Genomic DNA, 1,095 nt, shown 5'->3' with positions numbered 1-1,095 from the left:
GCTCGAACCGGTCACCCACCGCCTGACCCGCCTACGGGACCGCGAACAGATCCCCGCCCAGGCCGACATACCCACCGCGGCCGCCCTCCTCCTGGGCACCTGCTTCCACCGAGCCGCACTCGCGGCCCTGGCACCAGACCACCAGCCCCACCCGTCCCGGCAGTTCACGACAGCGGTGGCCCGCATGGTCGCAGCCGCCCTGACACTGCCCACACCACCCACCACCCACCAGGAGCCCTGAATTGAAGCAAGGACCGCTGTACTCGTTCGCACGCTGGGCAGGACTGCTGTTAGGCGGCATCTTCACCGGCTTCCTCGTCTGCGTACTCGTCCTCGAGAACTCCCTGCGCGACTACGACGGCAAGGTCTACACCCAAGTACGACAGGTCGAGCTCGACTCCCTGGACACCCTGGCCTCCGCCACCCTCATCCCCACCATCATCGCCACGGCGATCCTCGTGTTCGCCGCCCTCAAGGCCAAAGGCCGCGACCTGTGGCTCCCCCTGGCGGCACTCACCCTCCTGCTGCTGATCCTGGTCCTGACACTGATCGTCAACCTCCCCATCAACGCCGACCAGAACGACTGGAACGCCACCGCGCCCCCATCCGACTGGGCCGACGTCCGCGACACATGGCAGACCTCCCACCTGGTGCGCACCCTCGCCGCGATCGCGGCCTTCGGCCTCCTGGCCCTCTCCGCGATCACCCACCGCACCACCACGCCCCAGACCGCCGCCGAGAGGACCTGACAGTCATGAGTGCCTATGTCATAGCGGAAGCCGAACTCACCGGTGACCCGCGCGTGGTCGCCGACTACAGCGCCAAATTGGTCTCCACCATCGAGCCCCACGGCGGCCGCTACCTGGTCCGCGGCGCCCCCTGGCAGGTCCTCGAAGGCGAGAGCAAGGCATTCACCGGCGTCATCGAGTTCCCCACCCCACAAGCCGCCCGCCGGTGGTATGAATCCCCCGCCTACCAGGAGATCCTTCCCTTGCGAGCGCGCAACACCCGAGGCACGATCATGATCTTCGAAGGTGTATCCGCCCCCTGACCGACCGCCCGCGCAAGCCGCCGTTCCCCCGACCGCCGTTCCCG

General features: G+C 68.0%; 2 protein-coding genes and 1 pseudogene. All 3 read left to right on the top strand.

The window, feature by feature from the left end:
- Positions 1-241, top strand: a pseudogene (locus E4099_RS33440) (hypothetical protein); the annotation flags it as partial.
- Between the two features lies 1 nt (position 242).
- Positions 243-749 (top strand): anthrone oxygenase family protein, encoded by a 507-nt coding sequence (locus tag E4099_RS32265; RefSeq protein WP_209446827.1) that lies wholly within the window; start codon positions 243-245, stop codon positions 747-749.
- A 5-nt stretch (positions 750-754) separates the two neighbouring features.
- On the top strand, positions 755-1,051 hold the full coding sequence (locus E4099_RS32260) for a DUF1330 domain-containing protein (RefSeq protein WP_167828570.1): 297 nt from the start codon (positions 755-757) through the stop codon (positions 1,049-1,051).
- Positions 1,052-1,095: the final 44 nt, after the last annotated feature.

This window comes from Streptomyces palmae (assembly GCF_004684805.1).
Lineage (GTDB): Bacteria > Actinomycetota > Actinomycetes > Streptomycetales > Streptomycetaceae > Streptomyces > Streptomyces palmae.
Note: the sequence above shows the minus strand (reverse complement) of the source record. Positions and strands in the feature narration are given on the sequence as shown.